Genomic DNA, 24456 nt, shown 5'->3' with positions numbered 1-24456 from the left:
GCATTTACAAAATGCCCAGCTCAATAACCGCACCGCTTCAGTGCAGCTATTGTTTTGCACTAAATGATTCAAATCAATACTGGCAAAATAGAGTGAAAGTGGTTAATTGATATGGTTGATTTTTATCATAAGAGGTTATTTTGAAATTATTCTTTTTGCGCAAATCCTGAATAAGCGCACATAGCCATTTTTTAGCAAAATGGCTAAATAAAACCAATTATTTTGATTTACATCAATATAAAACCGATTTCATAAGGAAGCATACTTTGCCGTTAATAACAGGCGCGGTAGTAGATATGATCGTAATTATATGATTTCACAATCTTTCGATCTGTTCCTGATATCCAGAACAGAATTTTATTCTGTTCACAATCCTCAATGCAGCCATTTAGTTCAGCTCATGCCAGTTTTTCGAATCTTTTACTTGTTGCTATTATCATTACTAGTATTAGACACTCATCTAATTGTTATTATTTTATATTAATCAGCATAAGAACCAGTTAAAGGAATCTCCATGTTCGGACCTGCTTCACGCAAAGTAAAAATGGCCATGAACTTAATCAAAATATATTCATCAACGCGAAAATGCTCGTAAATTACCGGAGAGCGTCAAGCATGCAGTGGAATATTGAAAATAGCCTTGTATGTCCTGTAACAGGAACAGGTTTTTCAGTTGCGGCAAGTGCCAAAAATCTGAAATTAATTATTTGGTATAGTGGGGATTATTTTTTGAGCATTGGTTCGGTTATTAACATCACACAAAATGAAGTTTTCATTAATGGTGTGCCCGGCGATTTACAGGTTATTCATGCATTCCCCTATACGGAAAATTTATGGTCAACATTTTCAAAGAATATTGAATGCCCCGGTAATCAGAACCCTATGCTGCTCATCTGCAATCGAAGAAGCCTCTGCAAGTTCGCCTTGTGCCCCTACGGCGCCAGGCAAAAGAGGCCGCAATAAGGCTTCCCCATCATTCGCGCTAGCGTACCGGTACTTATTTTCTATGTGGGCACGCGCTGTCCTGACAGCCCGTGCCCACATTGTGCCGCACCCTGTTCCCTTAATGCGCAATGCTTCTGCTCGTATCTGAATCATTGTCTGGCTCCGCAAAAAATAGTCCTGAACCGCAGCTCCGGGAATCATAGCGAATTTCATGGCTAATATATAGCTCATATTAATGTCCGGATGGTTTACAATGGCGGTAGCGAATGAATAGGCACCTGACTTCAGATACTGAATGCGCCACCTCAGCCGCGATGCAGGTAAAGAGATTCAAGCGATTAAAAGATGAGTGCAAGCATACACAATATGAATAAAATTGTTTTCGTTGAGGATGATGCCGAGGTCGGCGCACTGATTGCGGCCTACCTTGGCAAACACGATATGGACGTGGTGGTAGAACCGCGCGGCGATCGGGCGGAAGAGGTTATCGCGCGCGAAAAGCCGGACCTGGTGCTGCTGGATATCATGCTGCCGGGTAAAGACGGTATGACGCTGTGCCGCGATTTACGCGGCCAGTGGCAGGGGCCAATCGTATTGCTCACTTCACTGGACAGCGATATGAACCATATTCTCTCACTCGAAATGGGCGCCAGCGATTATATCCTGAAAACCACGCCGCCCGCGGTGCTGTTAGCTCGCCTGCGCCTGCATTTGCGCCAGCATATCGCCGTGCCGGACGGCAGCGTCCCCTCCTCGCTCACCCCGCATAAAGCGATCGCTTTTGGCTCCCTGAGTATCGACCCGGTGAATAGACAGGTGATGCTCGGCGGCGAAAGCGTCGCCTTATCCACTGCGGATTTCGATCTCCTGTGGGAGTTAGCGACCCATGCTGGACAAATTATGGATCGGGACGCGTTATTAAAAAATCTGCGCGGAGTCAGCTACGATGGTATGGACCGCAGCGTCGATGTCGCCATCTCGCGGCTGCGTAAAAAGCTTCTCGATAATGCGACTGAGCCATATCGTATCAAAACGGTACGCAATAAAGGTTACCTGTTCGCCCCGCACGCCTGGGACAACTAATTCAGGCATGTGGCGATGGAATAGCTGTTTGTGCGGAGTTAGCCGTCAGAGCCAATTCAACCTCCTGTTAATTATTTTTAAAACAGGGGGTGAAATTGCTTTTCCCACGCAAAACCCGCGCTTCACCGCGCGGCGCGCCTCACGACTTGCCGGGCGGGTGATACTCTTTGCAGACAATCAACGGAAAACATTCTACTGTGGAGTGATAGCGCTGGCGCCTGGCCAGTATCGACACCCGTCGTGAGTATAGAGATTCACACCTTCAGTGGGTTGGGATGACCGGAATATCTACTGCACGGGAGCATCTATATGTTGAACGATCTCAGCAGCGATGAAAGCAAAAGACGCGCGGCGATTGACCTGTTAAAAAACGCGGACGAAGGGCGAGACGAAGCGTTAAAAAAATACACTCATCTGGTCTGCCAGTTGCTAAAAATGCCAATGAGTTTTGTGTCAATCCTTGACGATGAAAAGCAGTACATCAAATCCGCTCAGAATATCGCCCCCACGGACACCAGCCTGGGCGGAGCATTTTGCGAACAGACCCTGAAACAGGGTGAGACTTTCCTTTGTCCTGATACGCATCAGCACCCGATCTTTCATCGCGATCGGGCGGTCAGAGAAGCGCCATTCATTCGCTTTTATGCAGGATGCCCGCTGAAAACCCGCGACGGAGTGACCGTGGGTACCTTGAGTATCTTAGATACGCAACCCAGGACACTTTCAGATGAGCAGATCGCTATTTTTAAGACTCTGGCCGAGCTGATATCGGATTTCTTAGCATCCTGGCACTCAGTGGGGTATATCGACGTCGTCACGCTTTTACCCAATCGGCAGCGCCTGCTCAAGGACATTGAGGTGTCGGCGGAGGGTACTTTCAGGCTGGTCATTATTGACTGCATTGATATGCCATTTGCCTACGAGATGGCCCGCTCATTGGGGATGCTGGCGGTAGAGAATTTGCTTCGTGACATGACCGTCGCGCTGCAGGCGCGCCTGCCCATGGCGAGCAAACTTTACGCCGTGGCGGTTGGACGCTTTGCCTTTTTCACCCCGGAACCCATGGCGCTGTCATTGGAGGGTATAGCACTACGGCTTCAGGGAACCCAGGCCAGGATCGGCCCGGACGTTCCCCTGGATTTGAATATTCACATGGGTGACTCCGGTATTTGCGATAGCGACATGACGCCAAATGAAATTCTGCGGCGCGCGGTGAGCGCACTGCATGAAGCGATAAGCCAGGGGCACCGTTTTACGACCTATAATGACACACTGGACATCCGCAAGAAGCGAGATTTCAGCTTGCTCACCGAACTCAGGCAAACGCTGCAGGGAAACCAGGGGTTATATCTGGTCTTTCAGCCAAAAATTTCGCTGACGACGGGAGACGTGACGGGCGCTGAAGCCTTGATAAGATGGAAGCATCCTATCAATGGCGAAGTGCTGCCGGGTGAATTTATTCCGCTGGTCGAAAAGACTAGCCTGATGCGCGAACTCTCGGCCTGGGTTATCGATCATACTATCGCGCAGCTGAGTGACTGGCGGGATCGGGGGCTTTCTCTTCCCGTCTCAATTAATCTCGCCGCCAGCGATTTTTCTCGACCCGATTTCGCTGAGGAGCTTGAGCAGAAACTGCGGGAGGCGTGTCTTGACCCAGCCCTGCTGGGGGTGGAGTGTCTGGAGACTGAGAAGATGCTTGAAAGTCCGGCCGCGCTGAACGGACTGGACATGCTCAAAAAACGCGGGTTTAAAATTTCTCTGGATGACTTTGGATCGGGATACAGCAACATTAATTACCTGCGGCAAATCCCGCTGGACATCATCAAACTCGACCGGTCTATTGTGAGGCATATAGTCCATGAGAAAGCCAGCCGCATTATTGTGCACAACGTTATCAGGCTCCTCAAGCAGCTCGATTACGTCGTCCTTGCCGAAGGCGTCGAGGATCTCGAAACGGTTGAGATTTTACGCAGCCTGGGCTGCGATGAGGTTCAGGGATATTTTTATGCCCGGCCGATGGTCTCCGTTGATTTTGCCGCATGGTATCGCGCCAGAAAGGCAGACCTGGGAAAGCAATCCTGAGATGAACGACTCTTTTCAATGTTCTTTCAGTCTATGAACCAATCCAGCGATAAAGACGCGCAACGGGCGCTGCACTGAGGAACACGATATGACTACCTTTTACCAATTGACTGCCACCAGCCTGCACGGCCAGCCCATCTCAATGGCTGACTATGCTGGCAAGCTCGTTCTGGTAGTCAATACCGCCAGCCACTGTGGCTTCACGCCACAATATGCAGGGCTGGAAGCGCTCTACGCGAAATACGCTGCCCAGGGGCTGATAGTGCTTGGTTTCCCCTGCAACCAGTTTGGTAAGCAGGAGCCCGGCGGCGTCGATGACATCGAGCAGACCTGTCGGATCAATTACGGTGTAAGCTTCCCGATGTTCGAGAAAGTGGAGGTCAACGGCGCCAGCGCGCACCCGCTGTTTCGTTACCTGAAAGATGAGTTACCCGGCGTGCTGGGCGGGCGGATCAAATGGAACTTCACGAAGTTCTTGATCGGTCGCGACGGCACCCCTCTCACGCGTTTCGCGCCGTTCACCACCCCGGAGAAAATGGAGACCGCCATCCTTGCCGCACTAAAGATTTAAATCTTTTGCCTCCCTGACCACTGCCTGTGCGCGAGTGAATGTTCGCTCCGCGCCGGAAGTGCGCCTGAAAAAATGACAATGGGTTATGAATAAGTCCCGCGCACGCGATACAAATCACTCATTTTTCAGCCCACCACACGCCAGATATTTCTCTTTTCTGCGAGTTAAGCAATCTATTAAAACAATACCTGCCCGGCAAGATGACCTATTCCCATCGACGAAAACATCGCCAGGGTGCTCCAGAAAGTAATTCTGCCGATCGCCCTGACAGGAGAGGCTCTGCTGACAACTGAAGATATATAGCCAAGAGCGGCCAGTGAAAAAAGGGAGGAGAGAATAACAAAGAGAAAAACCAGCGTTGCTGGAGAAAGCCATGCAACGACTAAAGGCAACGTTGCGCCAGCGGAAAAACTCAGCGCCGAGAAAACGGCAGCCTGCAGGGGGCGCGCAGAATTGGTATCCGTCAGTCCCAGCTCCTCGCGGGCATGCGTGTCCAGAGCATCTTTCACCATGAGTTGTTCGGCAACCTTTTGGGCAAGCTCTGGCTCGAGTCCGCGTTGCACATAAAGTAAAGTCAGCTCGCGTACTTCTCCCTGATAATCTGTTTCCAGTTCCCTCTTTTCCTGAGCGAGAGCCGCGTTTTCCGTATCGGCCTGAGATGAGACGGAAACATATTCCCCCGCGGCCATCGACATCGCCCCCGCGACCAGCCCGGCAATGCCCGCAAGTAAAACCCCGGAAGAGCCCGTATTAGCAGACGCAACGCCAAGAACAAGGCTCGCTGTCGAAACAATACCATCGTTAGCCCCGAGTACAGCAGCCCTCAACCATCCGACGCGTTCAATGCTGTGTCGTTCAAGATGCATGCTTTTATTCTCCTTTAAGTACGCCTGTTCAGCCTGGCGGGATGAGGGTGGAATAAAACGGATTAAAACAGAGAACGCTTCGCACATCGGCGCCGACCGAGGTACATTACATTCTTCTCTGATTTGGCTTCAACCCACACCATCATACTTATGCGTGCCGGATGTTGTCAGCCGCAGCGAACCCTGCTTTCATAGCAAATCAAATGGGCATAAAACGCAACAAGGGTTTTTCACGTAGATTGCGCCTGGATAAATGCCCCCGCAGTGCCCCTGCAGGTAAAAGCAGGAATTTAACCTTTTGATTTTGAGTGAGATTTAATGAAAAAGCTGTTTGTGCAGTTTTACCTCCTGCTGTTCGTCTGCTTCCTGGTCATGACCATGATGGTGGGCCTGGTGTACAAATTCACCGCCGAACGCGCAGGGCGTCAGTCGCTGGACGATCTGATGAAAAGTTCGCTGTATCTGATGCGCAGCGAGCTGCGGGAGATCCCGCCGCGCGACTGGAGCAAAACGCTCAAAGAGCTGGACCTCAATCTCTCTTTCGATCTGCATATCGAGCCCATCAGCAAATTCAAGCTCTCGGAAAACTCGATGCAGCATCTGCGCGCCGGGGATATCGTCGCCCTCGACGATCAGTACACCTTTATCCAGCGGATCCCGCGCAGCCACTACGTGCTCTCCGTCGGTCCGGTGCCGTATCTCTATTTTTTGCATGAGATGCGCCTGCTCGATCTGGCCCTGATGGCTTTTATCGCCATCTCGCTGGCCTTTCCGGTCTTTATCTGGATGCGTCCTCACTGGCAGGAGATGCTGCGTATTGAGACCGCCGCCCAGCGCTTCGGCGACGGACATCTTACTGAACGCATTCATTTCGACAGCATGTCCAGCTTCGCGCGGCTGGGGGTGGCGTTTAATCAGATGGCCGATAACATCAACGCGCTTATCGCCAGCAAAAAACAGCTGATCGATGGCATCGCCCATGAGCTGCGGACCCCGCTGGTGCGCCTGCGCTATCGCCTGGAAATGAGCGAGAACCTCACCGAAGCCGAATCGCAGGCGTTGAACCGCGATATCGGCCAGCTGGAGGCGCTGATTGAAGAACTTCTGACCTACGCCCGGCTTGATCGCCCGCAGAACGAACTGAAGCTGACGACCCCCAATTTCCCGGCGTGGATCCGCGATCACGTGGAAGATATTCAGACGGTTAATCCCCAGCGCGAGATTGCGCTAACCGACGTCGTGGCCGGGAATTACGGCGCGCTGGATATGCGCTTAATGGAACGGGTGCTGGATAATCTGGTGAATAATGCGCTGCGCTACAGTAACCAGCGTATTCAGATCAGCCTGACGCTGCAGGCTTCGCGCGCGACGCTGCGGGTCGAAGATGATGGCCCCGGAATTGCGCCTGATGAACGTGAGCGAGTGTTCGAGCCTTTCGTACGCCTCGACCCGAGCCGCGATCGCGCGACCGGCGGCTGTGGCCTCGGTTTAGCTATCGTCCACAGCATCGCCCAGGCAATGGCCGGGGAAGTGCATTGCGAAGCGAGTTCGCTGGGCGGGGCCTGTTTTTGCTTTAGCTGGCCGGTCTATCATCAGTTGCCGGATTTTACCTCCGCCTGATACGCCTTTGCGCAAAAGCTGAGGCCTGCTATAGTTAAAAAATCGCTAAGTATGTTGTAACTAAGGTGGGGAATATGGCCAGCTATGACCTTGTTGAACGTCTGAACGACACCTTTCGCCAGCTCGAGTATGAACTACAGGCGCTAAAACACGCCCTGAGCCAGTGCCGCCTGCTGGCCGCCCGCGTCTTTGAGCTGCCGCCGGTGAGTAAAGACGCAGAACACCAGCCGCTGGAGAGCATCAACGTGGTTCAGCACACCGGCAAAACCGCGCTGGAGATGGCGCTCAGGCACTATAGTCATCTGTTTATCCAGCAGCAGTCGGAAACCCGCAGCAGCAAAGCCGCCGTGCGTTTACCCGGCGCGATTTGTCTGCAAACTGACGCCCGCGAACAGGCTGAACTCTTAGACAAAATCACCCATATCAACGCCCTCAAAGCGCGCTTCGAGAAGATTATCACCGTGGATTCCGGCCTGCCTGCCGCCGCGCGGTTTGAGTGGGTCCATCGCCACCTGCCGGGGCTGATTACGCTGAGCGCCTATCGCACGCTAACTCCCCTCCTCGATCCGAGCACCATCCGCTTCGGCTGGGCCAATAAGCACGTGATTAAAAATCTCACCCGCGATCGGGTACTCATGCAGCTGGAAAAAAGCCTTCAGTCGCCCCGGGCGGTTCCGCCGTGGACCCGCGAGCAGTGGCAAAGCAAGCTGGAGCGAGAGTATCAGGATATTGCCGCCCTGCCGCAGCGGGCAAAGCTGAAAATAAAGCGGCCGGTGAAGGTGCAGCCCATCGCCAGGGTCTGGTACAGCGGGGAACAAAAACAGGTGCAATACGCCTGTCCGGGACCGATGATTGCGCTGATATCCGGCACGAAGGGCGTCAGCGTGCCGGACCTCGGTGAACTCCTGAACTATGACGCCGATAACGTGCAGTATCGCTACAAACCGCAGGCGCAGTCGCTCAGGCTACTGATTCCGCGGCTGCACCTGTGGCTGGCTAGCGAGTAGACATACTGCCCACCATCTCTTCCGGGCGCACCCAGCGGTCAAACTCGGCTTCCGTCAGGTAGCCGAGCGCCAGCGCCGACGCTTTCAGGGTTAACCCCTCTTTATGGGCCTTTTTGGCAATTTCCGCCGCTTTGTCATAGCCGATATGGGTATTCAGCGCGGTTACCAGCATCAGCGACTCATTCAGCAACTGGCTGATGCGTTCACGGTTCGGCTCAATGCCTTCCGCGCAGTGCTCGTTAAAGCTCGCCATCCCGTCAGCCAGCAGCCGCACCGATTGCAGGAAGTTGTGGATCACCATCGGGCGATAGACGTTGAGCTCAAAGTTGCCCGATGCGCCGCCGATATTCACCGCGACATCGTTGCCCATCACCTGACAGCACAGCATGGTCAGGGCTTCGCACTGGGTCGGGTTCACCTTGCCAGGCATAATCGACGAACCCGGTTCATTTTCCGGGATCGCAATCTCGCCAATCCCACAGCGCGGGCCGGAGGCTAGCCAGCGCACATCGTTGGCAATTTTCATCAGCGAAGCGGCCAGCCCTTTCAGCGCCCCGTGCGCGTGCACCAGCGCATCAACGGTCGCCAGCGCTTCAAACTTGTTCGGCGCGGTGACAAACGGCTGGCCGCTTAAGGCCGCCAGCTCGGCGGCGACGCGTACCGCATATTCCGGATGGGTATTGAGCCCGGTTCCCACCGCCGTCCCGCCCAGCGCCAGCTCGGCCAGATGCGGCAGGCTATGGTCGAGATGTTTTAAATTGTGCTCCAGCATGGCTACCCAGCCGGAGATCTCCTGACCGAGGGTCAGCGGCGTCGCATCCTGCAGATGGGTGCGGCCGATTTTGACAATATCGCTGAAGGCAACGGCTTTATTGTTCAGGGTCTGCTTCAGCACGTTGAGCTGCGGGATCAGCTTCTCCCGCAGGGCAATCATCGCCGCCACGTGCATCGCCGTCGGGAACACGTCGTTAGAGCTCTGGCTCTTGTTGACATCATCGTTGGGGTGAATCTTACGCTCCATCCCGCGCGCCCCGCCCAGCAGTTCACTCGCGCGATTGGCCAGTACCTCATTCATATTCATGTTGCTTTGCGTGCCGGAGCCGGTTTGCCAGATAGCCAGCGGAAACTCGTCCGGATGTTTGCCTGCCAGCACTTCGTCCGCGGCCTGAATAATCGCTTGCGCTTTCTCCGCGGCCAGAAGGCCGAGATCGTTATTCACCTTCGCCGCTGCGCGCTTGGTCAGCGCCAGCGCATAAATAAGCTCGGCCGGCATTTTTTCCGTCGAAATACGAAAATGCTCCAGCGAGCGCTGGGTTTGCGCGCCCCATAGCTTGTCGGCAGGCACATCGATGGCGCCCATTGAGTCTTTTTCACTGCGATGCGTTGTCATGACTTTCTCCTTGGATTCAACGTGCGTAATAGCGACAAAGCTCACCTGCTCAAAGGGTAAAGTATGGGTCAGATTTATAAGTTGTTTTGGTGGTTCGTGCCGCTAAGCGGCATAAAAAAACCGCCCCGAAGGGCGGCTGAAATCATTTCACGCAGCGGGCGCACTGCGAGCTCTGGATTTGCTGGAAGAAGTCGTTGCCTTTGTCATCCACGAGGATAAACGCCGGGAAGTCTTCGACTTCAATTTTCCAGATGGCTTCCATACCCAGCTCCGGGTACGCCACGCACTCGAGGCTGCGGATACTCTGCTGCGCCAGTACCGCCGCCGGGCCGCCGATGCTGCCGAGGTAGAAACCGCCGTGTTTATGACAGGCGTCGGTCACCTGCTGGCTGCGGTTGCCTTTGGCTAACATGATTTTACTCGCCCCGTGCGCCTGCAGCAGGTCGACGTAGGAGTCCATGCGGCCAGCGGTAGTCGGGCCAAGGGAGCCGGACGCGTAGCCGTCCGGCGTTTTCGCCGGGCCCGCGTAGTAGATCGGGTGGTCTTTGACGTACTGCGGCAACGCCTCACCGCTGTCGATGAGCTCTTTCAGCTTTGCGTGGGCGATATCGCGGGCCACGATAATCGTCCCGCTCAGCGACAGGCGGGTCGACACCGGGTACTGCGACAGCAGCGCCAGAATATCGCTCATCGGCTGGTTGAGGTTGACCTTGACCGCCTCGCCCTCGCCGGCCTGACGAAGATGCTCGGGAATATATTTGCCCGGATTGCTCTCCAGTTTCTCAATCCAGATCCCCTGGCGGTTGATCTTGGCTTTGATATTGCGATCCGCCGAGCAGGAGACGCCCATGCCCACCGGGCAGGAGGCGCCGTGGCGCGGCAGGCGCACGACGCGAATATCGTGGGCGAAGTATTTGCCGCCGAACTGCGCGCCGAGACCGAGGTTTTGCGCCTCCACCAGCAGTTCCTGTTCCAGCTGAATATCGCGGAAGGCCTGACCGTGTTCGTTGCCTTCGGTCGGCAGGCCGTCGTAGTACTTGGTTGAGGCCAGCTTAACGGTTTTCAGGGTGGACTCCGCCGAGGTGCCGCCAATGACGAAAGCAATATGGTACGGCGGGCAGGCGGCGGTTCCCAGAGTGCGCATCTTTTCGACAAGATAGTTTTTCAGCTTCGCCGGGGTAATTAACGCTTTGGTTTCCTGGTACAGGTAGGTTTTATTCGCCGAGCCGCCGCCTTTGGCGATGCAGAGGAATTTGTACTCCTCGCCGTCGGTGGCGTAAAGATCGATCTGCGCAGGCAGGTTAGTGCCGGTGTTGACCTCTTTATACATATCCAACGGCGCGTTCTGCGAATAGCGCAGGTTATCCTGGATATAGGTGTTATAAACGCCCTGCGCCAGCGCGGCTTCATCGCCGCCGCCGGTCCACACGCGCTGGCCTTTTTTGCCGGTAATAATCGCGGTACCGGTATCCTGGCAGGTCGGCAGCACGCCTTTGGCGGCGATATCCGAGTTGCGCAGAAACTGCAGCGCCACGTACTTATCGTTTTCGCTGGCTTCCGGGTCGTTGAGAATATCCGCCACCTGCTGCTGGTGCGCCGGGCGAAGCATAAAGGAGGCGTCGTGGAAAGCGTGTTGTGCCAGTAAAGTTAGCGCCTGAGGTTCAACTTTCAGAACTTCCTGGCCGGCGAATTCGGCGACGGAGACGTAATCACTGCTGAGGAGGTAGTACTCGGTATCGTCCTTTTTCAGTGGAAAAGGATCCTGATATACAAACGGTTTATTCGACATTGTGCTCTCACTTACTGCTTAGCTGATTATATTTCAGGCAGACACTCCATTTGCCCGTGGAAAAGCGAGTCGATCGATTTTACACAATTTTTTAACAAAAACTGAGACAAGGACGACTTTTTCTTCGCGCCGGTTGCTTATCGGTCGATTGCTGGTTTAATAGTGCCATGACTATTAAGTGGAAACAGGGATTGAGAATGCAAAAGCTCATTAACTCAGTGCAAAACTACGCCTGGGGAAGCCATACCGCCTTAACCGAACTTTATGGGATTGCTAACCCGGACAACCTGCCGATGGCGGAGCTGTGGATGGGCGCGCATCCCAAAAGCAGCTCGCAGATTGTGGATAATAGCGGGACGCCGCGCTCTCTGCGCGACGCGATCGAAAGCGATAAAGCAACCCTGCTTGGCGCGAAAGTCGCCGAGCGTTTTGGCGAACTGCCGTTCCTGTTCAAAGTCCTGTGCGCCGCGCAGCCGCTCTCTATCCAGGTGCACCCCAACAAGCAGGCCTCGGAAATCGGTTTTGCCAAAGAGAACGCTGCCGGGATCCCGCTTGATGCCGCCGAACGTAACTATAAAGATCCGAACCACAAGCCGGAGCTGGTTTTCGCCTTAACGCCGTTCCTCGCCATGAACGCCTTCCGCGAGTTTGCCGAAATCGTCACCCTGCTGCAGCCGGTTGCCGATGCGCATCCGGCGATTGCCCAGTTCCTTGCGCAGCCTGACGCCGGGCATCTGAGCCAGCTGTTCGCCAGCCTGCTGAACATGAAAGGCGATGAAAAAGCGCACGCCTTACGGGCGCTGCAGGCGGCGCTGGACAGCGAACAGGGTGAGCCCTGGCAGACTATCCGCCTGATCGCCGAGTTCTACCCGGACGATAGCGGCCTCTTCTCTCCGCTGCTGCTCAACGTGGTCAAACTGAATCCCGGAGAGGCGATGTTCCTGTTTGCGGAAACCCCGCACGCCTACCTGCAGGGCGTGGCGCTGGAAGTGATGGCCAACTCTGACAACGTGCTTCGCGCGGGCCTGACGCCGAAATATATCGATATTCCGGAACTGGTGGCGAACGTCAAATTTGAGCCAAAACCCGCGGGCCAACTGCTGACCCAGCCGGTAATTCACGGCGCGGAGCTGGACTTCCCCATCCCGGTTGACGATTTTGCCTTCTCGCTGCACGACCTGTCAGCGCAGGCGTCAACCATCGCCCAGCAGAGCGCGGCGATCCTGTTCTGCGTCGAGGGTGAGGCGACGATTGCCAAAGGCGAACAGCGCCTGACGCTGAAGCCGGGTGAATCCGCGTTTATCGGCTGTAATGAATCACCGGTGCAGGTCAGCGGCCGCGGCCGCGTGGCGCGCGTGTTTAATAAGCTCCAGTAAGTTACTGAACTTTTTAGCCACAGTTGCTAGACTTTCACCCATCATGACAACACAACCAGGCGGCCCGATCCGCCTGGTTTCATTTATGGACAAATGCTATGAAAAAATCGCTGGTCGCAGCAGGAGTTATCATTGCGCTGGGCGTCGTCTGGACGGGCGGCGCGTGGTATACGGGGAAGCAGCTGGAAAGCCGCATTGCCGACATGGTGCAGCAGGCTAATGCTCAGCTGCAAAGCAGCGCGCCGCAGGCTGGCGTGGAGCTGACGTATCAGGGCTATCAGCGCGGGCTGTTCCGCAGCCATTTACAGCTGGTGCTGAAGCCTGCTGCCGGCAAAGCGCCCCGCTGGCTTGCCGCCGGACAGTCGCTGGTGTTTGATGAAGTCGTCGATCACGGCCCTTTCCCGCTGGCTTCGCTCAAATCCTTTAACCTCGCCCCGGCGATGGCGTCCGTCAAAACCACCCTGACCAATAACGACGCCAGCAAGGCGCTGTTCGACATCGCTAAAGGCGAAACGCCGTTCACCATTGATACCCGTATCGCTTATAGCGGCGACAACACATCCGCTATTGTGCTCAACCCGCTTGATTACGCGAAAGGCGATGAGAAGGTGACCTTCAGCGGCGGACAGTTCCAGCTGGACGCTGACCGCGAAGGGAAAACCCTCAGCCTGAGCGGCGAAGCCGGTAGCGGGCAGATTAACGCGGTTAACGAGTACAACCAGAAAGTTCAGCTCACCTTTAATAACCTGAAAACCGACGGCTCTACCGAAATGGCCAGCTTCAACGAGCGTATCGGTAAACAGGCTATCTCGCTGGACAAGCTGGCGATTGGCGTTGAAGGCAAAGAGCTGGCGCTGTTCGAAGGGATGAAAATTGACGGCAATTCGTCGCTGACTGCCGACGGTAAAGGTATTAACAGCCAGCTGGACTACACGGTCAATAGCCTCAAGCTGCAAAATCAGGATATCGGTAGCGGCCGGCTGACGCTGAAGCTGGACAATATCGATGGCGAAGCCTTCCATCAGTTCAGCCAAAAATACAACGCTGAAGCGCAGGCGCTGATGGCGGATCCGCAGCTGGCGCAGAATCCTGAGCTCTATCAGCAGGCGCTGACGCAGACCTTCTTTAGCGCGCTGCCGATGATGCTGAAAGGCAGCCCGTCTCTGACCATTTCGCCGCTGAGCTGGCGCAATGCGAAGGGGGAAACCACCCTGAATCTTTCGATTCTGCTCAAAGACCCGTCGCTGACCACCACGCCGCCGCAGACGCTGGCGGATGAAGTGGATCGTAGCGTTAAATCGCTCGACGGCAAGCTGGTGATCCCGGTGGATATGGCGACGGCGTTTATGACCCAGATTGCCGGGCTGGAAGGCTATCAGCCCGCCGACGCCGCTAAGCTTGCGGATCAGCAGGTGAAAGGCCTGGCGGCGATGGGGCAGATGTTCCGCATCACCACCATGGAAGATAACGCCATTACCTCAAGTCTGCAGTACGCTGACGGCCAGGTTACGCTGAACGGACAGAAAATGCCGCTGGATGAGTTTGCCGGAATGTTCGGTTTAGCGCTTCCCGCCGTCTCTGAACCCGCAGCGCCGCAGGAAACTCAGCCGCAAGATGACGCGCCGCAAGACGTGGTGCCACCCGCCGCGCCGCAGCAATAAACGGCACATAGCCCCTGCCCAGGGGCTATTTTCGGGTAATCAGCCGGGGAGAAATAATCTGGTTTCTCGCCGCGCCCTGTCCCTCTTCCATACGCCGTAAAATACACTCCGCGAGGCTTTGTCCCAGCTCCCGGGCGGGCGTCGTCACCCAGGTCAGCGGCAGATCGTCCAGCGCCTCCTCGGGTAACTCCGCAAAAGCCGCCAGCGCGACCCGCTGTTCAAAATAGCTTTCGACGCCAGCTTCGCCGCTCTGGCGCCCGGCGCGCATCAGCCCAAACCACGCCCCGGTGGCAATCACGCTGTTGTAGCACAGCACCGCGCTAATCGTTGGGTTTTGCCGCAGCAGCGCCGCCATCGCCTCTGCCGCCTGCTTCTGGCTCGACTCGCACTCCAGCACCCACTCGCTATGAAACGGCAGGCCATACTTCAGCAGGGTGGCGCAGTAGCCGCCTACCCGTTCGGCGCGCGTCAGGGACGAGCTCTGCCCTCCCAGCCAGGCAATGCGCTGATGGCCGCGGCGGATCAGGTGCTCGGTGACAATCTGCGCCGCCTGCATATTATCCGGGCGGATCAGGTCGACATCGTCGAGATAGCTGGCGCGGGAAGCAAACACCAGCGGCATTCCAGCTTGCGCCGCGCGATCGCGCAGCTCCGCTCCCTGGTCGATCGCCCCGGCAATCACCACGCCGTCGACCCCTTGCGCCACCAGGGTATCAAAACGCTGGAGCATTTTTTCACCGCTGTGCCCCCCCTGGGTGAGAAACACCATTCTGCCCTGCGACTCAAGCGCATCGGTCAATCCGGCGGTCATCTCCGCGTAGAAAGGCTTCGATAAGTCGCTGACGATCAGGCCAATAACGCCGCTCTGGCCGCCGCGCAGCGACGCCGCCTGGCGGTTGCGCACGAAGCCCAGCTGTTCAATGGCATGATTGACGCGCTCGCCGGTGGCCGACGAAATACGCCCCTTGCCACTCAGCACCAGCGATACCGTACTGACCGACACGCCTGCCGCCTGGGCGACATCATTAATGGTGATTTTTTTCGCGATAGCCATAACTGCAGGCCGACTCCCTTTGGCTGTCGATAAAACGTTTTATCAAGATACTCTCTTTATAAACGTTATTATCGCCGGAATATGTGATTTTTATCGCACTAAAATTTGGTAAAACGTTTTATCTTTCCGTGGCGTTACATCCTACCGATAACTTAAAGAACCAGGATTCGTGTTATGACGGCGAAAACAGCAACCAAAATTACCCTGTGGGAGTTTTTCCAGCAGTTAGGGAAAACCTTCATGTTACCCGTGGCGTTGCTCTCCTTTTGCGGGATCATGCTGGGGATCGGCAGCTCTCTGAGCAGCCATGATGTCCTGACGCTCCTGCCGTGGCTGGACGTGCCGCTGCTGCAGGCCGTATTCATCTGGATGGGCAAAGTCGGCTCCTTCGCCTTCAGCTTTCTGCCGGTGATGTTCTGTATCGCCATTCCGCTAGGACTGGCCCGGGAAAACAAAGGCGTCGCCGCGTTTGCCGGTTTTGTCGGCTATGCCGTGATGAATCTGGCGGTTAACTTCTGGCTGACGGCCAAAGGCATTCTGCCGACCACCGATGCCGCCGTCCTCAAAGCGAACAACATCCAGAATATTATCGGCATTCAATCGATCGACACCGGGATCCTCGGCGCGGTGATCGCCGGGATCATCGTCTGGATGCTGCATGAGCGTTTTCACAATATCCGCCTGCCCGACGCGCTGGCCTTTTTTGGCGGCACCCGCTTTGTACCGATTATCACCACCGTGGTTCTCGGCCTGGTCGGTCTGGTCATTCCGCTGATCTGGCCCGTCTTCGCCATGGGGATTAATGCCCTCGGTCACGTCATCAATAGCGCGGGAGATTTCGGACCGATGATTTTCGGTACCGGAGAGCGCCTGCTGCTGCCTTTCGGCCTGCACCATATTCTGGTGGCGCTGATCCGCTTTACCGAGGCGGGGGGAACCATGGACGTTTGCGGCCATAGCGTCAGCGGCGCGCTGACCATTTTCCAGGCCCAGCTCAGTTGCCCCACCACCCACGGCTTCTCCGAAAGCGCGACCCGTTTCCTCTCGCAAGGCAAAATGCCGGCCTTCCTCGGTGGCCTGCCGGGAGCGGCGCTGGCGATGTACCACTGCGCTCGCCCGGAAAACCGCCATAAAATTAAGGGGCTGCTGATTTCCGGCGTTATTGCCTGCGTGGTAGGCGGCACGACCGAGCCGCTGGAATTTTTATTCCTGTTCGTCGCCCCGGTGCTGTACGTTATCCACGCGCTCCTCACCGGACTGGGCTTTACCATGATGGCCATTCTGGGCGTGACTATCGGCAACACTGACGGCAACGTTATCGACTTTGTGGTGTTCGGCATTCTGCACGGTCTGTCAACCAAGTGGTATCTGGTACCGGTGGTCGCGGCCATCTGGTTTGCGGTTTACTACGGTATCTTCCGTTTCGCTATCACCCGTTTTAACCTGAAAACCCCGGGACGCGATATTGAAACCAATAGCGCTTTCGAAAAGGCCGTCACCGGCGTGACCGGAAAATCAGGCTATAACGTTCCGGCGATTCTGGCCGCGCTCGGCGGCGCGGAAAATATCGTTTCGCTCGATAACTGCATCACCCGCCTGCGTCTGTCGGTTAACGACATGAGCAAAGTCGACAGCGCCGCGCTGAAAGCGAATCGCGCCATCGGCGTGGTGCAGCTTAACCAGCACAACCTGCAGGTGGTGATTGGCCCGCAGGTGCAGTCGGTAAAAGATGAAATGGCTGTCCTGATGAATACCGTCGAAGCATAGGCTCCGCCCCCTCCGTACAGGAGGGGGACATGATGAAGGAAGTGCAGATGTTTGATTTTTCAACGCCGGTCGACCGTCACGGCACCTGGTGCACCCAGTGGGATTACGTCGCCGACCGTTTTGGCGCGGCCGACCTGCTGCCTTTTACGATCTCCGACATGGATTTCGCCACCGCCCCCTGCATCATCGATGCCGTCAGCAAACGCCTGGCGCACGGCGTTTTTGGCTACAGCCGCTGGAAAAACGATGAATTCCTCGGCGCGGTGAGCCACTGGTTCGCCAGCCGTTTTCATAGCCCAATCGACCGCGAAGCAATTGTTTACGGGCCGTCGGTTATCTATATGGTGGCGGAGATGATTCGTCAGTGGTCGGCAACGGGTGACGGTATTGTGGTACACACTCCGGCCTACGATGCCTTTTATAAAACCATTGAAGGCAACCAGCGGCGCGTCGCGGCGGTTCCGCTCTCCCTCGACAACCATCAGTGGCGCTGCGATATGGCGCAGCTGGAACGGGTACTGGCTCAGCCGCGTAATACCGTGCTGCTGCTGTGCAGTCCGCATAACCCCACCGGCAAGGTATGGACCCACGAAGAGCTGGAAACCATGGCGCGGCTGTGCGAGAAGCACGGCGTAAAGGTAATTAGCGACGAGATCCACATGGACATGGTGTGGGACGAACATCAGCACATCCCGTGGTGCGAGGTGGCGCGCAGTCCCTGGGCGCTGTTCACCTCCGGATCGAAAAGTTTCAACATTCCGGCGTTTACCGGCGCATACGGGCTGATTGACGATCCCGCGACGCGCGAAAGCTATTTGCACGCGCTCAAGGCCCGCGATGGCCTCTCTTCCCCTTCCGTACCGGCGCTGGTGGCGCATATCGCCGCCTATCGCGAGGGCGCCGCCTGGCTGGATGCCCTGCGCGCCTATCTGCAGGAGAATATGCGCTACATCGCGCGCGAACTGAATCAGGCGTTTCCCGAGCTAAACTGGCAGCCGCCGCAGGCGACTTACCTGGCGTGGATTGACCTGCGCCCGCTGGCGGTGGACGATCGCGCCCTGCAAAAAGCACTTATTGAGGAACAGAAGGTCGCCATTATGCCAGGGGACACCTACGGCGATGAAGGTAAGGGTTTTGTCCGCCTGAATGCCGGCTGCCCACGTGAAAAGCTGGAAAAAGGCGTGCAGGGATTAATTGCCGCCCTGGGCTCGCTGCGCTAACTGTTTTCGCTGGCCGCCAACGCGGTAGCGGCCTGTCCGCTACCGCTGACTCTCCGCTCACTCATCCGTCCTCCCCGCACAATAAAACGATATTTTGACGAGACTCAAAAAACGCTATTTCACAAAGGTGTATTTAAATGCCGTTTTTAATTCCCGTCAAAATATTCACCAGGAGGAAAAAATATGAACACCTACGATCGTAACCGTAACGCTATCGCTACCGGCAGCATGGTTATGGTGGCCGACAGCGGCGCGACGGGCGTCATCAAAGCCATCCACGCCGAGGGTAAAACCGCGGAGCAGCTCCGCCGGGCGGACTGCGTGGAAATAGACGGACATCAGGGTTTATATTGCCCGCTAAACCTTATTCGCCTGGGCTTTAATTAATCGCAATATCCGTCATCAATATCTGACCGCGGATCCGCAGGCGTAAAAGGCCACCCAAGCGTGGCCTTTGATATTCTCTTTATCGTTCAATTTGATCCCATCGAGCGTTTTACATTAATAAGCAGCGTATTATCGCCCCTCTTCTACCCGCTACGGGTAATATACCTTCTGAGTTCAGAGGCATCTTCATGACATGGCAACAGTTCAAACAGGCGTGGCTGATTAAATTCTGGTCGCCCGTCCCCGCCGTTATCGCCGCGGGTATTCTCTCAACCTACTACTTTGGCATTACCGGCACCTTCTGGGCCGTCACCGGCGAATTCACCCGCTGGGGTGGGCAATTGCTGCAGCTCGTCGGCGTGCACAGCGAAGAGTGGGGCTACTATAAGCTCATTCATCTCGAGGGCACCCCGCTCACCCGTATCGACGGCATGATGATCATCGGCATGTTCGGCGGCTGTTTCGCCGCCGCGCTGTGGGCGAATAACGTCAAGCTGCGCTTCCCCCGCAGCCGGATCCGCATTCTGCAGGCCGTCGCCGGGGGAATCATCGCCGGTTTCGGCGCCCGTCTGGCGATGGGCTGCAATCTGGCCGCATTTTTTACCGGTATCCCACAGTTTTCTCTGCACGCCTGGTTCTTTGCCATCGCTACCGCTATCGGAACCTGGTTCGGCGCGCGCTTTACCTTACTGCCCATCTTCCGTATTCCGGTAAAAATGCAGAAAGTGTCCCAGGCCTCGCCGCTGACGCAAAAACCTGACCAGGCGCGGCGCCGGTTCCGTCTCGGCATGGTGGTCTTTTTCGCCATGATCGCCTGGGGCCTGCTCACCGCGGCCGATCGGCCGAAGCTCGGCCTGGCGCTGCTGTTTGGCGTCGGATTTGGCCTGCTCATCGAGCGGGCGCAGATCTGCTTCACCTCCGCCTTTCGCGATATGTGGATCACCGGACGTACCAATATGGCGAAGGCGATTATTTTCGGCATGGCCGCCAGCGCTATTGGGATCTTCAGCTACGTGCAGCTGGGTATGGAGCCGAAAATCATGTGGGCGGGGCCCAACGCGGTTATCGGCGGCCTGCTGTTTGGCTTTGGCATCGTCCTGGCGGGCGGCTGCGAAACCGGCTGGATGTACCGCGCGGTGGAAGGTCAGGTGCACTACTGGTGGGTCGGGCTGGGCAACGTTATCGGTTCAACGATCCTCGCCTACTACTGGGACGGGCTCTCTCCGGCGCTGGCCACAAGCTGGGATAAAATCAACCTGCTGGCGACCTTCGGGCCATTCGGCGGCCTGCTGGTGACCTATCTCCTGCTGCTGATCGCGCTGATTCTGGTGATTGGCTGGGAAAAACGGTTTTTCCGCCGCCAGTCTCTCGCCCCCTCGACCGTTAAGGAAAGCGCATGAAAACTCTGGTCCCCGATTATCGCCTCGATATGGTTGGCGAACCCTGCCCCTATCCGGCCATCGCCACGCTCGAAGCCATGCCTTCGCTGAAGAAAGGCGAGATTCTGGAAGTGGTCAGCGACTGTCCGCAGTCGATTAACAACATCCCGCTGGATGCCAAAAACCACGGCTATACCGTGCTCGACATTCAGCAGGATGGGCCAACCATCCGCTATTTGATTCAAAAATAGCCAGAAAAAAGCCGGTAGTGGGCTACCGGCTGTCTTCCGCATCACATGCGCTAGCCCGCGCGTCACGGGCCTGAAAACGTCAACGATTACCAGCCCTTAACCGCATCGCCTTTGTAAAGCTGCTCTGCTGCCGCGGCCACCTCATCGCTCTGGTAGGCCTTCACCAGGTTTTTCACCTTTTCGCTGTCTTTATTTTCGATACGACTGGCGAAAATATTCACGTAAGGGGAATCTTTGCTTTCCACAAACAGGCCGTTGCGCGACGGCGACAGCCCGACCTGGCTTGAGAAGGTGGTATTGATAATCGCCATGGTTATCTGCTGGTCGTCCAGCGCGCGGGTGAGCTGCGGCGCTTCAATTTCGACGATTTTCAGCTTTTTCGGGTTGTTGATAATATCCAGCGAGGTGGGCAGCAGACCTACGCCGTCCTTCAGCGTAATCAGCCCCTGCTTTTGTAGCAGCAGCAGAGAGCGGCCGAGGTTAGTTGGATCGTTGGGGACCGCCACCTGCGCGCCATCGGGCAGCTGAGCGACCGACGTGATTTTCTTCGAATAGGCCGCTATCGGATAAACGAACGTGGTGCCAACCTGAACCAGCTTATAGCCGCGCTCCTGGATCTGTTTGTCCAGATAGGGCTTATGCTGGAAAGCGTTAGCATCAAGATCGCCATTGTTCAGCGCCTCGTTGGGCAGGACGAAATCATTAAACGTCACCACCTCAACGTCGAGATTGTACTTCTCTTTAGCCACTTTTTGCGCCACCGCCCAGACTTCCTGGTCAACGCCTGCGCTTATGCCCACTTTGATGTGGTTGGGGTCCTGCTCGCCAGGTTTGCAGGCGGCCAGCAGCAGCGAGCCTGCGACAACCAGCGGTACCGCGACTTTTTTTAACGTGAAGATCATATTCCCAGAGTCCTTTTTAAAATTGCCTGCCATTCATTGCAGGAAAACCAGCGCCTGAGACTATAGAAAATCTCGGGCGCGAAATTAAATACTGATTGTCTATGATTAATAGCGTTTTGCTATGAGCGATTTCGTCATTGCTCCCTTTGCCCGCGCTGCTGCAAAACCTGTATAACCTGCGGAGGCAACTGATCGCCATCATAGTAAGCTGCCGCTGTATTGGCATCACTGCGCCAGTCGGGCTGCCCATCGATATCGCCCATCAGCTTCAACAGTTGCTGCTGCGTAAACTGCCCTTTGTGCTTACGCTGTTTGTTAATCTGTACAATCTGCATTATTGCGTCATCCAGTGTTGAGATGTGGATCGTTCGTGGAATACAACCGGGCGTGCCGGCATACGGGCGCGCATCTCCTGCGCAATGCAATAGCTCATAACCTGATCGTCAAAACACCCTTCCTGTGCGTTCATCGAGCCTTTCTTGTCGTAGACGTATGAAGACATCTCCGTGATAGTTCCTGCCCAACGAATACCATCACAGTCCTCACGTAAAAGGGTCTTCATGCCCTCAATGACAATCGGCTTGCTCTGCCTGGTTGTCAGCCAGCCAAGCTTCGTCGTCTCTTCATCGGTATCCCGGTCTATGTATTCTTCGGTGTAAATACGGCTGGTGGGGTAAATCTTGCGGAGAGCCAGGATCACTGCGTGCCCGTGGTTGTTCCGTTCCGGGCCGATATACGCCGGTATAGACAGGTTTTCGCCGTTACCGCGCTCAATGACGCTGCTGTATAACCGGCCAACGTGCGCCAGCAGCATGGCGAATAATTCAGCGTGGAGATGACCGTACCAATGAGCCACTTGCTCACCGATGCTCTTCTTCACAACGTCAAACGACGAACGATCGCCATGTTCCAAGCCTTCGGCAATATCCGCGCCGATAGCATAATCCTCATCAGGATCCGGCAGTTCCCAGACCAGCAGGTGATTCATCACCGTGCGCTGCAACTCTTCCTGATTACCGCCGCGCAGCGCCTGCACCTTCGACTTCTTCCCGGTTACCGGATCAATGTCGTAGACAATCAGCGGGGTAATACACCGGCCACCAGCGCGCATTGTTGCAATCGCATCGAATACCCGGCGCCCGGATGTCAGGAACGCCTCTTCCGGCGTGCTGGGGAACTCCTGCTTCATCTCTCCACCCTGAGATCGCTCTTTGCCGATGTACCACTGCTTTTGCTCATCATTAAGAGTGATACCCATGCGCTGCTCAACCGCGGCGAAATACTCACGGTGGTATTTGCTGAGACGAAGGCCACCTGACGGCACCGGTGCGCTGTACTTAGGATCGTCGTACCAGGGATAGAAGTGGAATTTGAAGTCCTGATTGGTCAGATCTAACCCAGCCTGCTCCAGCTCAATGGCAGCCATGCACATAGAATGGTAATCACCGCCCACGCCCTCCGCGGTGGATTCATCAAAAATAATGCACTCTTCCGCCACCGCGTTAAGCGTACCGGTGCGAAGCTCCTTCGCCTTCGCAGGGTATTTCGCGCAAATCTTGCCGTGTTCGGAGATATGCAGACGCTGGACAGTACCTGAACGAAATGAGGTTGCCACCTGAATACTGGATCCGTGACCAAACAGAATAAAGCCACCATTCGCGCCGCCGCGTCGCTCCACGACTGTGAATGACGCCCGCAACCAGCCAGGGAGGTTATCGAACGGTATCGCGATTTTGGTACGGAATATCTCCCCCGCCGCCGCTTTGTCCTGCGCGACGATGCCACACTTCAGGTGTGGCGTAAACAGCGCCTGGTCCAGCAGATAAATATCAATGCTGGTGGAGAAACCCAGCTGGCGCGCCTTCAGGATGATGTTCTTGTTGTGCATGTTCCGAAACAGACGCCGCTGTGCCGGTCGCATGCGGAACGTGACAAGATTTCCCTTCTCGTCCTGAATTTTGTACAGGTTATTGAGACGCCACCAGGGATTGCTGAGATTCAGCAGAATGAAGCGCCGCTGCTCCGCCTCCGACATAGCTGACATGTCCGGTTCGCAGTACTGCGGGTCATTCCTCCGGGTAGTCATTGATCCTCCCTGAATTGTTCATCGCCTGAATGTCGGCAACGATGGACGTCATCGGCGTGGTAACTCCCTGTTTCTGGCTGGTGAGAATGTCGGTTTCCGCTTTCAGTTTCGCCGTCGCCGCTTTAATGCGTGCGGTGTCGGCGATAATCTTCGGTGTGGTGGCTGCATACACATCCAGCGTGCTGAGCGTCCGCTCTATCGACTCAATACGCCCAATATTGCGGTCCAGCGCCTGCTCTACCTGCAGAATTTTGCCGTACAGTTCAACACGCACTTCAACGCTGTCGGCCTGCGCCATGTCATCGAACATGCGTTTCATCGTGGTGGTGACCGATAGCGCCCGGGCGCGGGTGAAAACCAGCTCGTCAATGAGCGCCATCTCGCTGGCATCGTCCATCAGTCCATCAGCATCGAGATACTTCGCGTAGCCGCGGTGTTTTACGGCTGCGGTATTGCGCTCCTGAAACGCGTTTGTCGGGGCCAAAGATCGGGATCCGCGAATCCGTTTCGTTTTTGGCTCTTCTGCGCAATTTTCGCCGTTGTTGGGGCGAGATAAATTTTGCGGAGAATCCTCGCCGTTACTGGCTTCCGTCTTCTTTTTTTGCGCACTTTTGCGCGCTTTTTTCTGCGCGTTCTGCGCATTATTTTGCGCACTTTTGCGTGTTTTGATGTAGCGGCGAGCGCTGGCGTAGCTTATGCCGTTCTGTGCACACCAGTCCTGCAATTTGATGCCAGTTTTGGCGTGCGCGCGCTGGAATTCCTGCTCCAGCTTTTTCCAGTCCGTTTTCGCCATAACATCACCCAATAATCACTATTGAGCGCCATCGTAATGACGCTCTGTAGTGACAGCTGTTAGCAATCGTTATCCGGTTTAGCAATTGCTCGGCATGCCGCCATGCACGCTTGCTGCATGTGGGTTTTGGCAATTGTCGACCAGCGCACATCTGCGCCCGTTTCCTGATTAGTGGAAATCAGATTGCAGAAATGGCGGCTAACCTCTTTCAGACGATTCATGCACTC

The 24456-nt window shown here is 55.7% G+C and carries 21 protein-coding genes and 1 pseudogene; 13 read left to right on the top strand and 9 right to left on the bottom strand.

Annotated features, from left to right (window positions below; all coding sequences use genetic code 11):
* Positions 1-615: 615 nt before the first annotated feature.
* The 4 genes from iraM (at position 616) to JLG71_RS12535 (ending at position 4681) form a co-directional block, all read left to right on the top strand.
* Complete coding sequence (gene iraM, locus JLG71_RS12550; protein ID WP_014229571.1) at positions 616-963, top strand: anti-adapter protein IraM; 348 nt, start codon at positions 616-618, stop codon at positions 961-963.
* Between the two features lie 348 nt (positions 964-1311).
* Positions 1312-2028 carry a two-component system response regulator RstA gene (gene rstA / locus JLG71_RS12545; RefSeq protein WP_004851385.1) on the top strand — a complete coding sequence of 239 codons (717 nt, stop codon included), beginning with the start codon at positions 1312-1314 and terminating at the stop codon, positions 2026-2028.
* Between the two features lie 309 nt (positions 2029-2337).
* Positions 2338-4110, top strand: coding sequence for a sensor domain-containing phosphodiesterase (locus tag JLG71_RS12540; RefSeq protein ID WP_134898156.1), 1773 nt, complete (start codon positions 2338-2340; stop codon positions 4108-4110).
* An 88-nt stretch (positions 4111-4198) separates the two neighbouring features.
* Complete coding sequence (locus JLG71_RS12535) at positions 4199-4681, top strand: glutathione peroxidase (RefSeq protein ID WP_049082113.1); 483 nt, start codon at positions 4199-4201, stop codon at positions 4679-4681.
* Positions 4682-4857: 176 nt separating this feature from the next.
* Here the strand turns inward: JLG71_RS12535 and JLG71_RS12530 are convergent, their stop codons facing one another.
* Positions 4858-5547, bottom strand: a complete 690-nt coding sequence (locus tag JLG71_RS12530; RefSeq protein WP_049082114.1) for a VIT1/CCC1 transporter family protein — start codon at positions 5545-5547, stop codon at positions 4858-4860.
* A 318-nt stretch (positions 5548-5865) separates the two neighbouring features.
* On the opposite strand from JLG71_RS12530, the gene rstB reads away from it, so the two are divergent.
* Positions 5866-7167 (top strand): two-component system sensor histidine kinase RstB, encoded by a 1302-nt coding sequence (gene rstB / locus JLG71_RS12525; protein WP_025105817.1) that lies wholly within the window; start codon positions 5866-5868, stop codon positions 7165-7167.
* Between the two features lie 74 nt (positions 7168-7241).
* On the top strand, positions 7242-8174 hold the full coding sequence (gene tus, locus JLG71_RS12520; protein WP_200914255.1) for a DNA replication terminus site-binding protein: 933 nt from the start codon (positions 7242-7244) through the stop codon (positions 8172-8174).
* Here the strand turns inward: tus and fumC are convergent.
* Positions 8164-9564, bottom strand: coding sequence for a class II fumarate hydratase (gene fumC / locus JLG71_RS12515; RefSeq protein WP_025105818.1), 1401 nt, complete (start codon positions 9562-9564; stop codon positions 8164-8166). The genes tus and fumC overlap by 11 nt on opposite strands.
* Before the next feature lie 142 nt (positions 9565-9706).
* Complete coding sequence (fumA, locus tag JLG71_RS12510) at positions 9707-11353, bottom strand: class I fumarate hydratase FumA (RefSeq protein WP_014229578.1); 1647 nt, start codon at positions 11351-11353, stop codon at positions 9707-9709.
* A gap of 197 nt (positions 11354-11550) precedes the next feature.
* Between fumA and manA the strand changes: the two genes are divergently transcribed.
* Together manA and JLG71_RS12500 are read left to right on the top strand one after the other, a co-directional pair.
* Positions 11551-12729, top strand: a complete 1179-nt coding sequence (gene manA, locus JLG71_RS12505; protein ID WP_014229579.1) for a mannose-6-phosphate isomerase — start codon at positions 11551-11553, stop codon at positions 12727-12729.
* Between the two features lie 98 nt (positions 12730-12827).
* On the top strand, positions 12828-14390 hold the full coding sequence (locus JLG71_RS12500) for a YdgA family protein (RefSeq protein WP_014838654.1): 1563 nt from the start codon (positions 12828-12830) through the stop codon (positions 14388-14390).
* A 25-nt stretch (positions 14391-14415) separates the two neighbouring features.
* Here the strand turns inward: JLG71_RS12500 and JLG71_RS12495 are convergent, their stop codons facing one another.
* Positions 14416-15444: a Mal regulon transcriptional regulator MalI gene (locus JLG71_RS12495; protein WP_004851407.1), complete on the bottom strand. Its 1029-nt coding sequence runs from the start codon at positions 15442-15444 to the stop codon at positions 14416-14418.
* A gap of 174 nt (positions 15445-15618) precedes the next feature.
* Between JLG71_RS12495 and malX the strand changes: the two genes are divergently transcribed.
* From malX to yedF, 5 genes are all read left to right on the top strand, one after another.
* Complete coding sequence (gene malX, locus JLG71_RS12490; RefSeq protein ID WP_004119586.1) at positions 15619-17211, top strand: maltose/glucose-specific PTS transporter subunit IIBC; 1593 nt, start codon at positions 15619-15621, stop codon at positions 17209-17211.
* 47 nt (positions 17212-17258) lie between these two features.
* Positions 17259-18431, top strand: coding sequence for a MalY/PatB family protein (locus JLG71_RS12485; protein WP_049079733.1), 1173 nt, complete (start codon positions 17259-17261; stop codon positions 18429-18431).
* Positions 18432-18614: 183 nt separating this feature from the next.
* Positions 18615-18818 (top strand): putative selenium delivery protein YdfZ, encoded by a 204-nt coding sequence (gene ydfZ / locus JLG71_RS12480; RefSeq protein WP_004851411.1) that lies wholly within the window; start codon positions 18615-18617, stop codon positions 18816-18818.
* Between the two features lie 188 nt (positions 18819-19006).
* A complete protein-coding gene (yedE, locus tag JLG71_RS12475; protein WP_025105821.1) occupies positions 19007-20218 on the top strand; it encodes a selenium metabolism membrane protein YedE/FdhT in 1212 nt (403 codons plus the stop codon).
* On the top strand, positions 20215-20448 hold the full coding sequence (gene yedF / locus JLG71_RS12470) for a sulfurtransferase-like selenium metabolism protein YedF (RefSeq protein ID WP_004102619.1): 234 nt from the start codon (positions 20215-20217) through the stop codon (positions 20446-20448). Before yedE ends, yedF begins: the two co-directional genes overlap by 4 nt.
* Before the next feature lie 86 nt (positions 20449-20534).
* On the opposite strand, the gene metQ is transcribed toward yedF, so the two are convergent.
* From metQ to JLG71_RS28680, 5 genes and pseudogenes are all read right to left on the bottom strand, one after another.
* A complete protein-coding gene (gene metQ, locus JLG71_RS12465) occupies positions 20535-21350 on the bottom strand; it encodes a methionine ABC transporter substrate-binding lipoprotein MetQ (RefSeq protein ID WP_004851417.1) in 816 nt (271 codons plus the stop codon).
* A 146-nt stretch (positions 21351-21496) separates the two neighbouring features.
* Positions 21497-21685 (bottom strand): annotated as a pseudogene (locus JLG71_RS12460) (hypothetical protein); the annotation flags it as partial.
* Positions 21685-23436: a terminase gene (locus JLG71_RS12455; RefSeq protein ID WP_224328035.1), complete on the bottom strand. Its 1752-nt coding sequence runs from the start codon at positions 23434-23436 to the stop codon at positions 21685-21687. The pseudogene JLG71_RS12460 and the gene JLG71_RS12455, both read right to left, overlap by 1 nt.
* A complete protein-coding gene (locus JLG71_RS12450; RefSeq protein ID WP_187228567.1) occupies positions 23417-24229 on the bottom strand; it encodes a DUF4349 domain-containing protein in 813 nt (270 codons plus the stop codon). The genes JLG71_RS12455 and JLG71_RS12450 overlap by 20 nt, the downstream gene beginning before the upstream one ends.
* Positions 24230-24288: 59 nt before the next feature.
* The gene (locus tag JLG71_RS28680; RefSeq protein ID WP_423787234.1) at positions 24289-24450 is read right to left on the bottom strand and encodes an Acb2/Tad1 domain-containing protein; all 162 of its coding nucleotides are present in this window, start codon (positions 24448-24450) and stop codon (positions 24289-24291) included.
* Positions 24451-24456 lie beyond the last annotated feature (6 nt).

The organism is Klebsiella michiganensis, assembly GCF_015139575.1.
GTDB classification, from domain to species: domain Bacteria; phylum Pseudomonadota; class Gammaproteobacteria; order Enterobacterales; family Enterobacteriaceae; genus Klebsiella; species Klebsiella michiganensis.
This window is presented reverse-complemented; position numbering and strand designations above follow the sequence as displayed.

What these genes read in the sequence shown, in the direction of transcription:
- JLG71_RS12535 (WP_049082113.1), top strand. Translation starts at nt 4,199, where the DNA reads ATGACTACCTTTTACCAATTGACTGCCACCAGCCTGCACGGCCAGCCC.
- metQ (WP_004851417.1), bottom strand. Translation starts at nt 21,350, where the DNA reads ATGATCTTCACGTTAAAAAAAGTCGCGGTACCGCTGGTTGTCGCAGGC.
- manA (WP_014229579.1), top strand. Translation starts at nt 11,551, where the DNA reads ATGCAAAAGCTCATTAACTCAGTGCAAAACTACGCCTGGGGAAGCCAT.
- JLG71_RS12450 (WP_187228567.1), bottom strand. Translation starts at nt 24,229, where the DNA reads ATGGCGAAAACGGACTGGAAAAAGCTGGAGCAGGAATTCCAGCGCGCG.
- yedE (WP_025105821.1), top strand. Translation starts at nt 19,007, where the DNA reads ATGACATGGCAACAGTTCAAACAGGCGTGGCTGATTAAATTCTGGTCG.
- JLG71_RS12540 (WP_134898156.1), top strand. Translation starts at nt 2,338, where the DNA reads ATGTTGAACGATCTCAGCAGCGATGAAAGCAAAAGACGCGCGGCGATT.
- fumC (WP_025105818.1), bottom strand. Translation starts at nt 9,564, where the DNA reads ATGACAACGCATCGCAGTGAAAAAGACTCAATGGGCGCCATCGATGTG.
- rstA (WP_004851385.1), top strand. Translation starts at nt 1,312, where the DNA reads ATGAATAAAATTGTTTTCGTTGAGGATGATGCCGAGGTCGGCGCACTG.
- rstB (WP_025105817.1), top strand. Translation starts at nt 5,866, where the DNA reads ATGAAAAAGCTGTTTGTGCAGTTTTACCTCCTGCTGTTCGTCTGCTTC.
- malX (WP_004119586.1), top strand. Translation starts at nt 15,619, where the DNA reads ATGACGGCGAAAACAGCAACCAAAATTACCCTGTGGGAGTTTTTCCAG.
- JLG71_RS12455 (WP_224328035.1), bottom strand. Translation starts at nt 23,436, where the DNA reads ATGACTACCCGGAGGAATGACCCGCAGTACTGCGAACCGGACATGTCA.
- JLG71_RS12485 (WP_049079733.1), top strand. Translation starts at nt 17,259, where the DNA reads ATGTTTGATTTTTCAACGCCGGTCGACCGTCACGGCACCTGGTGCACC.
- JLG71_RS12530 (WP_049082114.1), bottom strand. Translation starts at nt 5,547, where the DNA reads ATGCATCTTGAACGACACAGCATTGAACGCGTCGGATGGTTGAGGGCT.
- JLG71_RS12500 (WP_014838654.1), top strand. Translation starts at nt 12,828, where the DNA reads ATGAAAAAATCGCTGGTCGCAGCAGGAGTTATCATTGCGCTGGGCGTC.
- ydfZ (WP_004851411.1), top strand. Translation starts at nt 18,615, where the DNA reads ATGAACACCTACGATCGTAACCGTAACGCTATCGCTACCGGCAGCATG.
- JLG71_RS12495 (WP_004851407.1), bottom strand. Translation starts at nt 15,444, where the DNA reads ATGGCTATCGCGAAAAAAATCACCATTAATGATGTCGCCCAGGCGGCA.
- tus (WP_200914255.1), top strand. Translation starts at nt 7,242, where the DNA reads ATGGCCAGCTATGACCTTGTTGAACGTCTGAACGACACCTTTCGCCAG.
- JLG71_RS28680 (WP_423787234.1), bottom strand. Translation starts at nt 24,450, where the DNA reads ATGAATCGTCTGAAAGAGGTTAGCCGCCATTTCTGCAATCTGATTTCC.
- yedF (WP_004102619.1), top strand. Translation starts at nt 20,215, where the DNA reads ATGAAAACTCTGGTCCCCGATTATCGCCTCGATATGGTTGGCGAACCC.
- fumA (WP_014229578.1), bottom strand. Translation starts at nt 11,353, where the DNA reads ATGTCGAATAAACCGTTTGTATATCAGGATCCTTTTCCACTGAAAAAG.
- iraM (WP_014229571.1), top strand. Translation starts at nt 616, where the DNA reads ATGCAGTGGAATATTGAAAATAGCCTTGTATGTCCTGTAACAGGAACA.